The sequence below is a fragment of the Pseudochrobactrum albidum genome, assembly GCF_051851455.1.
Classification (GTDB): domain Bacteria; phylum Pseudomonadota; class Alphaproteobacteria; order Rhizobiales; family Rhizobiaceae; genus Pseudochrobactrum.
Window position 1 is genome coordinate 30,942 of sequence record NZ_JBPVTR010000018.1, and the last position, 10,211, is coordinate 41,152.

The window sequence follows — 10,211 nt, forward strand, 5'->3', positions numbered from 1 at the left end:
GAAACCCGGTGCTCCGGTTTACATCAGGCTGCCCTGCAGCATAATAAAGAGGAACAACAATGGAATTTGGCGGTAATCTGGCCTTATTGATTTTGGCAATTGTGGTTATTCTCACCCTTTATGCCGGCATTAAGATTGTCCCTCAGGGGTCAAATTTTACTGTTGAACGCTTTGGCCGCTATACGCGCACATTGCTACCGGGGCTGAATATGATCGTGCCGTTTTTCGACCGTATCGGCGCACGCCTCAATATGATGGAACAGGTGCTGGATGTGCCCACACAGGAGGTGATCACCCGCGACAACGCAACAACATCTGTGGATGCGGTAGCGTTTTTTCAGGTGCTCAATGCCGCACAGGCAGCCTATCAGGTTGCGGATTTGCAATATGCCATTCTCAATCTGACCATGACCAATATCCGCACAGTCATGGGATCGATGGATCTTGATGAACTGCTCTCCAACCGCGATGCGATCAATGACCGCCTGCTGCGCGTGCTGGATCAGGCAGCGCATCCCTGGGGCATCAAAATCACCCGTGTTGAAATCAAAGATATCAACCCGCCCAAAGACCTGATTGATTCCATGGCGCGCCAGATGAAAGCCGAACGTGACAAGCGCGCACAGGTGCTGGAAGCCGAGGGCGACCGCAATGCGCAAATTTTACGCGCAGAAGGGTTGAAACAATCGCAAATTCTGGAAGCCGAAGGCAAGCGCGAAGCCGCCTATCGTGAGGCAGAAGCACGCGAACGTCTGGCAGAGGCGGAAGCCAAGGCCACCACAATGGTATCTGAAGCCATTGCACAGGGTGATGTGCAGGCGCTGAACTATTTCGTCGCTCAGAAATATACCGAAGCACTGGCAGATATGGCAGCCGCCAAAAATCATAAGGTAATCATGATGCCGCTTGAGGCTTCATCGCTGATTGGCACACTTGGCGGCATCGGCGCGATCGCCAGAGAGGTTTTCGGCAATAATGCAGATGGCAATATATCTCAGCCGCAGCCCGCACCGCGCCGCTCATCCGTTAAGGGCGGCGCTGCGGAAAACCCCTCCCCGACGGGCAGCCGTGTTCCTCCATCAGGATCACGCTGATGGAGACATTCTTTTCCGCACTGGGAGCATGGAACTGGGTTATCCTTGGCCTTATCCTGCTGTTTCTGGAGCTTGTAACTCCCGGTATTTTTCTGATCTGGATCGGGCTTGCCGCTCTGGTAACCAGCCTTGTGGTGTTTACGGGAGTGAGCTTTATCGCTGCATGGCAACTGCAATTGCTGCTGTTTCTGGTTCTCTCGGTGATTTTTGTGCTGGTCGGGCGGCGTTTTTTCAACCCGCGCAGTCAGCAAAGCGATGAACCTTTGCTTAACCGCCGCGCCGATCAGCTGATCGGTATGCGTGCCACACTTGAAGAGCCGATTATCAATGGCCACGGGCGCGCGCGTTTTGACGATACATTATGGCGTATCACCGGTAAGGATTTGCCAACAGGCGCTGTCGTAATCGTGCGCAATTATCACGATGGCCTGCTGGAAGTTGAAGAAACAGAATGAAAATAAAAGGCGGCCTGACAGCCGCCTTTTATTGAAACCCGCATATTCTTCAGACTATGCCTTCCGCCCGGGCTACGCATTATCTGCTTCAAACTACGCATTATTTCCTTCAGGCTACGCCGGCACGAAGCAAATCGTGAAAATGTACCAAACCCACAGGGCGGTTATTCTCCACCACAATCACCGCGCCAATCCGCGCTTCATTGAGCAATGCCAGTGTTGAGCCGAGCAGTTCATCCGGCCCAACCGTTTTTGGCTTACGTGTCATAATATCATCCACCTTCAACGATGCCATTGGCCGGTCAACATTGCGCGTCAGATCCCCGTCCGTGATAATACCGGCCAGAGTGCCATCCTCATTTTCCACAATGACACAGCCAAAATGCTTATGGGAATGAACACGCATTGCATCGGGCATGGCTGTACCAACCTTAACCAGCGGCAGCTCATCACCACGGTGCATAATATCCTTCACATGCGAGAGGCTTGCGCCAAGCGAGCCGCCCGGATGAAAGACGCGGAAATCCGTTGCCGTAAAGCCGCGTTTTTCCAGCAAGGCCAATGCCAGAGCATCCCCCAGCGCCAATTGCATTAATGTGGATGTGGTAGGCGCCGCCCCCAAAGGGCAGGCTTCTGCCACTTTTGGCAACAGCAACAACACATCCGATTGGCGCGCCAGCGCCGATTGCTTGCCGGAGGTCAATGCAATCAACGGCACCTTGAAACGGCGTGAATAGCTGACAATGCCCTTGAGCTCTGATGTCTCCCCCGACCACGACAAGGCCAGAATAACATCTTCACCATTGATCATGCCAAGATCACCGTGATTGGCCTCGGCTGCATGAACAAAAAAGGCCGGCGTACCGGTTGAGGCGAAAGTTGCCGCAAGCTTGGAGCCGATATGCCCGCTTTTACCAATACCGGTCACGATCACACGGCCTGATCTTGCGGCAATGATCTCAACTGCACGGTCAAACGGCTCCGCAAGACCGTTTTGCAACGCTTCTTCCAATGCGCTCACACCCGCCTTTTCAACGGCAAGTGTATGGAGGGCAGAGCGGATAGCAGGGCTGTGATTGCTCAATGGACTTCTCTCTTCATTGATCGGCCGGATATGCCGGTTGCGCCTTCTATATGGAAACCGCAATTCTATTCTGCAAATTTACAAGACCAGTAAAACTTAAGCGCCTGCCTGTCCAGAAATTATATGGCACGCCTGTAAGCCGGTTTGGCAAAATATAAACAGAACCAGTTCATTACCGGCATAAGAAACTATCTATTAACCATAATCATTTACCGTCTGAGGATAAGCCGCGCCGTTTCGCAGTTGCGGCTTGGCAGTTTATTTTATTATCAGGTTCTGATGTGGCCATGAAGAAGACCGCTGATACGGGGCGCGGCGCCCTGCCGTTCCCATGCAAACTGCACAAGGCAGCATTGCTGGCCGGTATTGTGCTTTATTCAGCGGTATCTGTGCAGGCGCAGACAATCAACGCCACACAACAAGATGATCTGACCGCAGCCCTGCCCGATGAGCCGCCAGTTACCTATGATGCCAATGGCCGCATTATCCTGCAGGAGCCGGTTATTACACAAAATACCGCCCCCGCCCTGCCTGATGCCGCCCCCCTGTTGACAGAGGCCGCCACCGGGCAGCGCACCGGCACGGATGGCGAGGGCAGAGCCCTGCGCATTGGCCGCGAAAACCTGCCGCAAGGTGCCATTGATGCGCGCCCGCGCACCGCTTTCAATGCCGATCCGTTCGAGCCGCAGGGCATACGCGCTGGCAGTTTTATCCTGCGTCCATCACTTGATCAGGGGATACGGGCTACCAGCAATGCCGATAACAGCGCCTCCGGCAGCAGCGCCGTCCTTTCTGAGACTGCATTGCGGCTCAATATGCGCTCCGACTGGGCGCGCCATCTGGCAACACTTGATGCCTCCGGCCTGTTTGAGAAAAATCTCTCCGGCCAATATGTTTCCAATCCGCGCGGGCAGATTGATGCGGCCTTGCGGCTTGACCTGAATGATGAAACCCGCCTGAATTTTGGCCTTGGCTATTCCGTTAACCGTGAGGATGCCTCTGACCCCAATGGGATCGGTGCCGCTCGCACCCGCCCTCTGGTGCACAGCACCACAGCGCAGGCAGGTATTGAGCGTGACATCGGCAAAATTTTTGCCCGCGCCGTCGCCCGTGTCAATAATACACGCTATGGCAAGGCCAAACTCTTCAATGGTGCGGAACTGGATCAAAGCGACCGCAACAATACCTATGTCAGCATGACATTGCGCGGCGGTTTTGAGCTTAGCGCCATTATCCGCCCCTTTGCGGAAATTGAGGTTGGCCGGCGTCTTTACCAAAATGATAACGGCCTTGACCGCAATGCAACACAGCTTGGTTTACGCGCAGGCCTGCAAATTAATAGCGGCGAAAAGCTCAATGGTGAATTTTCTGTCGGTTATATCGGCGCACGCACCAGCGATGACCGCCTGCAAAATACCGGTGGCCTTTCACTGGATGCAGCCATGAACTGGTCGCCGCAGCGTGGCACCGATGTGCGGCTGGGGCTGCACACATATCTTGACAGCAGCCCGGATATTGGCGGCAATTCCTCCATTCTCTATCTTGCCAATATTGATGTCACACGGCTCATCCGTTCTGATTTGAGCCTGAATATGCGCCTTGATGCTTCCGTGCGTGATAATCGCGACGGCAGCGGCACTGATTTTGGCATGGGGGCGGAAATCGGCGCAACTTACTGGTTTAACCGCTTCTTCGGTGTGGACGGCAAATTGCGCCATCAATTCATTAATAGTGATGTGGCAAGCCGCAAATATAGCAGCAACAGTGTCTATCTCGGCGTCAAAATGCGCCGCTGAATATTGGTAAAAAAGAAACAAGCCGGTCAATAACCGGCTTGTTCCGAGCACTTGTATTCATAAAGAATATGAGCGGTTTCCTGTCAGGATTACGCAAGCTTGATCGTCTTTAGCAGCTCCTCAATGCTGGTTTCAACCAGCGGGCGGATATCCTGCCGCCACAGGGCAAAAGCCACATTGGCCTGAATAAACCCTTCCTTTGAGCCGCAATCAAATGTGCGTCCCTGATAATTGAAACCGTAGAAAGATTGTTCTTTGGCCAGTTTCAGCATGGCATCGGTCAATTGAATTTCATTGCCCGCACCTTTTTCCTGCTTGCTCAGCAGCTCAAAAATTTCCGGCTGTAAAATATAGCGGCCATTAATATAGAGATTAGACGGCGCAGTGCCCTTGGCCGGTTTTTCAATCATCTGATCAATTTCAAAACCATTGCCGATTGCCTTGCCCTTGCCAACAATGCCATATTTATGCGCTTCTGCAGGGTCACATTCCTGCACGGCAATCACATTGCCGCCGGTCTGCTCATAGAGCTCTACCATTTCTTTGAGGCAGCCTTTTTTCGACTGCATCACCATATCCGGCAGCAGCAGGGCAAAAGGCTCATTACCCACAATTTCACGGGCGCACCACACCGCATGGCCAAGGCCGAGCGGCACTTGTTGGCGGGTAAAGCTGGTGGTACCGGGTTGCGGCTGCAATTCCTGCATATGATTAAGCTCATTAAGCTTGCCGCGCTCCTGCAGGGTTGTATAAAGCTCAACCTGCGCATCAAAATAATCTTCAATCACCGCCTTATTGCGTCCGGTTACAAAGATCAGATGTTCAATTCCCGCTTCACGCGCCTCATCAACCACATATTGAATGACAGGCTTGTCAACAACGGTCAGCATTTCCTTCGGCACAGATTTGGTAGCCGGCAGGAATCGTGTTCCAAGCCCTGCAACAGGAAAAACTGCCTTGCGGATTTTTTTAACTGAACTCATATCTCTTCCCGTGATACGCCCATAAGACGCGGTTACATTTCAGATCAATAAAAGTGGAAACAAATATATTTTCTATACCACATTTATTTTATGCGGAACTATAAGAGCCAATACAGCCAAACTATGAAAAAAACCTGTCTTTTCTATAAGTTAAGGTCACTTTTCATGTGCGATTATTAACGGATTTGAGCATAAAGCTTCAAAATTATCCGGATTTTTCAATACGCGCTCAATCTGCCCCTGTTAAAAAAAACACGTCATCCCCTGCCTCTGCCCTGCTCCAGTCTTTGCCTCTGTCCAGACTGGTTCCCCGTCATGTCTTGATTCGCAAAATTTATGGCCTCCTCCCGCACACAAATTCCTGCCGCTTAACCCCTGATCATTACCCGTAAACATTGCCTGTAGACATTGTTTGTCGTTTTATAATTGTGCAGCTGCATGGTAAACTAATTACTAACTTCCGCATGTCATAAAGAATGGACGCAAGACAGATCAAATCAAAGCCTGTCATTGATTTATCCTATTGGCATAACCGTAACATAATCGCCAAAAGACCGCGGGATTACGAGCCGCGGAATTACAGCCGCGGGATTACGGAATGCACTTTATATATTCAGGGAGAAAAGCATGCTTCGAACCCCAATTTTTAACAGTCGCCTGCTGAAAAAAACCGCGACAGCTGTTTCTGCCGCAGTGCTTTCGCTCGCCCTGTCAACCGGCTATGCTTCTGCTGATGCGCAATTCCGCAAATGGGTTTCAGGCTTCCGCCCCGTCGCCATTCAAAACGGCATTACACCCGCCACTTTTGACCGTGCTTTTGCAGGTGTTAATGATATTGACCCTGAAGTACTGCAAAAAGCCCGCTATCAGCCGGAATTTGTGGCACCGGTCTGGGATTATATGGATAATCGTGTCAATGAACATTCCATCGGCACCGGTCAGGCTATGGCGCGCAAATGGGGCAAGGCACTTGCGGCCATTGAGCGGCAATATGGCGTGGATAAAAACATATTACTGGCAATCTGGTCGATGGAGACAGGCTACGGCGAAATGATGCAGCGGCCGGATGTCATGCGTGATGCAATCCGCTCGCTGGCAACACTGGCCTATGCCGATCAGCGCCGCGCCAAATATGCCCGCACCCAATTGATTGCCGCCATGAAAATTCTCCAGACCGGCGATATAGACCGCGGCCATTTAAGCGGCTCCTGGGCAGGTGCTATGGGGCACACACAGTTCATTCCGACCAGCTATCAGGCCTATGCTGTGGATTTTGATGGCAATGGCAAGCGCGACATCTGGAATTCCGTGCCGGATGCCTTGGCCACCGCTGCCAATCTTCTGCGAAAAAACGGCTGGGAGCCTGGGCGCACATGGGGCTATGAAGTTGTCCTGCCGCCATCAGGCAAATTTCCCGCCGGATCTCTCACAATTGCCGAATGGCGCCGTCTGGGGCTTGTGCGCGCCAATGGCCGCCCTTTTCCAAGCAATACGGAAAAAGCCACTCTCAAAGTTCTGGATGGCAGAAACGGTCCCGCTTTTTTGATGACCAAGAATTTCTTTGTTATCAAACGCTATAATAATGCCGATAAATATGCGCTGGCTGTTGGCTTGCTGGCAGATCGTATTGCCGGCTATAGCGGCCTTGTGCGCGACTGGAACCGCCCCTTCACACCAATTTCCATGAAAGAGCGTGAAGAATTACAGACACATTTGCGTGCCCTTGGCTATTACAGCGGCAATATTGACGGCAAAATCGGCTCCAGTTCACGCAAGGCGATTGAAGCCTTCCAGCAGCGCAACGGCTTGCAGGCTGACGGGCATCCTAGCAAGGAAGTCCTCAACATACTGCGCCGCCGCTAAATTAAGCCTGATCAGGCCGGCTCCGGAATATTTTATTTTTCTAAGTGATGAAATGCTCCGAACCGGTCTGATACCTCTGTTACAGGGGAATACCGGTTATGCATTGCCCGATGCCCGCACAAAACAGTTTGAAAATTGCCCGCCATTATCTGCGCTATGCCATGGCGGGTTTTTGTCTGGCAGTGCTTTTTCTGCTTGTCATACCGGTTAACGCGCAACAATCCGCACCGCAAGATTCAATTCTTCTTGCACAGCAATATCCCCCGCAGGCGCCAAAACGGCGCACATTGTTTGATCTTCTTTTTGGTAATAACCGGCAGCAAAAACAACCGGAATATACGCGCCCTCGGGTTCAGCAACCCCAACGCCGCACATCGGCGCCGGTGAAGAAAAAACCTGTCATTGCCAAACCAAAACCTGTGATCGCTCCGCCGCCGATAACTGAAACCGTGGCCAAAAATCCGGATGCAAAAAAAATTCTCGTCATTGGTGATTTCACCGCCAGCAGCCTTTCAGAAGGGTTGAATGAAACATTTTCGCAAAGGCCGGATGTGCAGATTATCAATCGCAGCAATGGTTCATCAGGTTTTGTCAGGCAGGATTACTATAACTGGAACAAGCAATTGCCGGCACTTCTGGCAGAGCAGAAACCGGCGGCTCTTGTTATTATGATCGGCGCCAATGACCGCCAGACGATGACGCAACAGGATATAAATGCCGCACCAGATACCGATGAGTGGAAAAACCTCTATCAGGCACGGGTTGAGGCGTTTTTACAGGTGACTGCAAAATCCGGCATACCGGTTGTCTGGATCGGGCAACCACCCTATCAATCGCCCGGCCTGTCAAAAACAATGCTATCACTCAACGCAATCTATGATGCAGCGGCAAAACAGGCAGTCAGCCAGCAAGCCGCCAAAGCGGACAAAACAACCGATGCCTCACCGCAGCTTGTTTTTGCCGATATCTGGGACGGTTTTGTGGATGATAAAGGCAACTTCACCCAAACCGGCGTCGACATAAACGGGCAGACTGTGCGCCTGCGCGGCAATGACGGCATCAGCATGACAGCCGCGGGCAAGCGCAAACTGGCTTTTTATGCAGAAAAGCCTTTGCAGCGGCTGCTCGGCCTGAGCGCACCGGAGGCCGCCAATATGCCCGATAACACAGCCGCAGAAAGAAAAAGCAATGAGCGCATGGCCATGCCTGTGCAAAAAGAAATAACCCGCCTCGCACCGGTCAGGATCAGCGATCTGGATCAGGACAATAGCGGCCAACTGCTTGGCGATACAATGCCTGCAGAAAAAACAAGCCAACAGTACAAAGCGCCAAAAGCTGCCCCTTTGGGGCGGGCAGATAATTTTCACTGGCCGCGCCCCTGAGAATATTTGCAAGCCATAAATGAGGTGGCTACGGCTCGCAAATGCGCACAGACCCTGTCCCGCCAATCAGCGGGACAGGCTATTCAGGCAGGCAACAGGCTCACCCCCATCAAATGTAAATCAATGGCGCGGGCAGCCTGTCTGCCTTCACGGATTGCCCACACAACCAGCGACTGGCCGCGGCGCACATCACCTGCCGCAAAAAGCTTTGGCACCGATGTCTGATAATCCACCTCATTAGCCAGCACTGTTTCACCGCCGCGGGCATCTTTTTTAAGCTTCAGCCTGTCCCCCAGTTCCGGCAAGATGCCCTGTTTTGCAGGGCCGCTGAACCCGAGCGCAATAAAGGCAAGATCAGCCTGAAGAATAAATTCCGTACCGGCAACCGGCTTGCGCCTTTCATCAACAGAACAGCATAAAACATGGGTGAGCCGGCCATCCTCGCCGCCAAAACCCAAGGTTGCCACCTGGAATTCACGCTGTGCCCCTTCCGCCTGACTGGAAGAAATGCGGATTTTGGTTGCCCAATAAGGCCACACCCCCAATTTATTCTCACGCAAAGGCGGCTCGGGGCGAATATCAAGCTGTGTTACCTGCACTGCACCCTGACGAAAAGCCGTGCCGATACAATCGGAAGCCGTATCACCGCCACCCACCACAACAACCCGCTTGCCTGCCGCAGAAATACTGTCCGCAACAGCCCATGCGCGGGATTGCTCATCCTCACCGCCATTGCGCCGGTTTTGCTGTACCAGATAAGGCATAGCATCATAAACACCGTTTAAATCAGAGCCGGGCAAAGCCGGATCGCGCGGTGTTTCCGCGCCTCCGCAATAAAGCACCGCATCATATTGCGTAAGCAGGTCTTTCACCGCAATATCGCGCCCCACTTCCGCACTGCAATGAAATGTCACGCCCTCTGCTTCCATCTGGGCAATGCGCCGGTCAATCAGATGTTTTTCCATCTTAAAATCCGGAATACCATAGCGCAGCAAACCACCAATGCGGCTTTCGCGCTCATAAACATCCACATTGTGGCCGGCACGCGCCAATTGTTGCGCTGCCGCAAGCCCCGCAGGCCCCGAGCCGATAATTGCCACCCGCTTATCCGTTTTAACCGCCGCAATTTGCGGGCTGATCAGCCCCAGTTCAAAGGCTTTATCCGCCAATGCCTGTTCAACGGTTTTGATCGCCACCGGCATATCTTCCAAATTAAGCGTGCAGGATTCCTCACAAGGCGCGGGGCAGATGCGGCCGGTAAATTCCGGAAAATTATTGGTGGCATGCAAATTGGCAATCGCCTCTTCCCATTGCCCGCTATAAACCAGATCATTCCAATCCGGAATCTGGTTGTTAACCGGACAGCCGCTGTCACCGCTTTTATCGCCATGGCAAAACGGCACCCCGCAATCCATGCAGCGCGCGGCCTGTTTTTGCACTTCCCAATCACGCATCGGCAGGGTGAATTCACGAAAATGCCTGATACGGTCAGATGCCGGCTGATATTGTGCAACCTGCCGGTCAATCTCCAGAAAACCTGTAACTTTACCCATT

8 protein-coding genes are annotated in these 10,211 nt (G+C 52.5%); 5 read left to right on the forward strand and 3 right to left on the reverse strand.

Going from position 1 to position 10,211, the window contains the following annotated elements; genetic code table 11:
• Positions 1–59: 59 nt before the first annotated feature.
• Both ACSTTO_RS03090 and ACSTTO_RS03095 read left to right on the forward strand, forming a co-directional pair.
• Entirely contained in the window at positions 60–1,094 is a 1,035-nt protein-coding gene (locus ACSTTO_RS03090) for an SPFH domain-containing protein (protein ID WP_439271674.1), read from the forward strand.
• Positions 1,091–1,549 (forward strand): NfeD family protein, encoded by a 459-nt coding sequence (locus ACSTTO_RS03095; protein WP_439271770.1) that lies wholly within the window; start codon positions 1,091–1,093, stop codon positions 1,547–1,549. The genes ACSTTO_RS03090 and ACSTTO_RS03095 overlap by 4 nt, the downstream gene beginning before the upstream one ends.
• Before the next feature lie 109 nt (positions 1,550–1,658).
• Here the strand turns inward: ACSTTO_RS03095 and ACSTTO_RS03100 are convergent, their stop codons facing one another.
• Positions 1,659–2,654 (reverse strand): KpsF/GutQ family sugar-phosphate isomerase, encoded by a 996-nt coding sequence (locus ACSTTO_RS03100; RefSeq protein WP_439271771.1) that lies wholly within the window; start codon positions 2,652–2,654, stop codon positions 1,659–1,661.
• A gap of 266 nt (positions 2,655–2,920) precedes the next feature.
• Here ACSTTO_RS03100 and ACSTTO_RS03105 point away from each other — a divergent pair, with 266 nt between their 5' ends.
• Positions 2,921–4,429 carry an outer membrane beta-barrel protein gene (locus ACSTTO_RS03105; RefSeq protein WP_439271675.1) on the forward strand — a complete coding sequence of 503 codons (1,509 nt, stop codon included), beginning with the start codon at positions 2,921–2,923 and terminating at the stop codon, positions 4,427–4,429.
• Positions 4,430–4,518: 89 nt separating this feature from the next.
• On the opposite strand, the gene galU is transcribed toward ACSTTO_RS03105, so the two are convergent.
• Positions 4,519–5,412 carry a UTP--glucose-1-phosphate uridylyltransferase GalU gene (gene galU, locus ACSTTO_RS03110; RefSeq protein WP_439271676.1) on the reverse strand — a complete coding sequence of 298 codons (894 nt, stop codon included), beginning with the start codon at positions 5,410–5,412 and terminating at the stop codon, positions 4,519–4,521.
• Positions 5,413–6,039: 627 nt separating this feature from the next.
• On the opposite strand from galU, the gene ACSTTO_RS03115 reads away from it, so the two are divergent.
• Together ACSTTO_RS03115 and ACSTTO_RS03120 are read left to right on the forward strand one after the other, a co-directional pair.
• On the forward strand, positions 6,040–7,275 hold the full coding sequence (locus ACSTTO_RS03115; RefSeq protein ID WP_439271677.1) for a lytic murein transglycosylase: 1,236 nt from the start codon (positions 6,040–6,042) through the stop codon (positions 7,273–7,275).
• Between the two features lie 98 nt (positions 7,276–7,373).
• A complete protein-coding gene (locus ACSTTO_RS03120; protein WP_439271678.1) occupies positions 7,374–8,657 on the forward strand; it encodes an SGNH/GDSL hydrolase family protein in 1,284 nt (427 codons plus the stop codon).
• 83 nt (positions 8,658–8,740) lie between these two features.
• Here ACSTTO_RS03120 and ACSTTO_RS03125 read toward each other — a convergent pair whose 3' ends face one another.
• Positions 8,741–10,210 (reverse strand): glutamate synthase subunit beta, encoded by a 1,470-nt coding sequence (locus tag ACSTTO_RS03125; RefSeq protein WP_439271679.1) that lies wholly within the window; start codon positions 10,208–10,210, stop codon positions 8,741–8,743.
• Between the last annotated feature and the right edge of the window lies 1 nt (position 10,211).

Coding starts and splice junctions, on each gene's coding strand:
- ACSTTO_RS03115 (WP_439271677.1), top strand. CDS start 6,040: ATGCTTCGAACCCCAATTTTTAACAGTCGCCTGCTGAAAAAAACCGCG.
- ACSTTO_RS03090 (WP_439271674.1), top strand. CDS start 60: ATGGAATTTGGCGGTAATCTGGCCTTATTGATTTTGGCAATTGTGGTT.
- ACSTTO_RS03125 (WP_439271679.1), bottom strand. CDS start 10,210: ATGGGTAAAGTTACAGGTTTTCTGGAGATTGACCGGCAGGTTGCACAA.
- ACSTTO_RS03120 (WP_439271678.1), top strand. CDS start 7,374: ATGCATTGCCCGATGCCCGCACAAAACAGTTTGAAAATTGCCCGCCAT.
- ACSTTO_RS03105 (WP_439271675.1), top strand. CDS start 2,921: ATGAAGAAGACCGCTGATACGGGGCGCGGCGCCCTGCCGTTCCCATGC.
- galU (WP_439271676.1), bottom strand. CDS start 5,412: ATGAGTTCAGTTAAAAAAATCCGCAAGGCAGTTTTTCCTGTTGCAGGG.